The 453-nt window shown below is 29.1% G+C and carries 1 protein-coding gene; it reads left to right on the forward strand.

The features are described from left to right. Positions 1–271 (forward strand): PLD nuclease N-terminal domain-containing protein (locus ACH5TX_RS00225; protein ID WP_439337554.1); only part of this gene is annotated, 271 nt, incomplete at its 5' end. Between the last annotated feature and the right edge of the window lie 182 nt (positions 272–453).

The raw sequence follows: 453 nt of genomic DNA on the forward strand, positions 1-453 counted from the left end.
AACCGTTGGGTTTAATGCCCAAAAAAACGAACTAATAACAAAAAAGAGAAAAATGATTTATCTAGGAATGATTGGAGCTTGGCAACTAATTATAATATTAGTAGTTGTATTACTTGGAATTTTACCAACAATTATTGCTCTTGTCGACATATTAAAAAGTGAATTCACAGGAAACAATAAGATTGTTTGGCTTTTAGTAGTTTTATTTACAAACTTTTTTGGAACTATTTTATATTTCCTTATTGGGAGAGAACAGAAAATAAAAGAATAAACAGACTTTAAACAAGTTTACGGAATATAAACAAGGACTAAAATCATTTCGGACTTTTGAGCTTGTTTGCGGAACAAAATAAAATCGGACAAATAAAACGTCTGACTTTTGCCAGATTGCGGAAACAATATTTGACCGAAAAAATAAACTGACAAAAGTATTTATCTGACATAAAAAGCACT

This window comes from Thalassobellus citreus, assembly GCF_044385915.1.
Taxonomy (GTDB): domain Bacteria; phylum Bacteroidota; class Bacteroidia; order Flavobacteriales; family Flavobacteriaceae; genus Thalassobellus; species Thalassobellus citreus.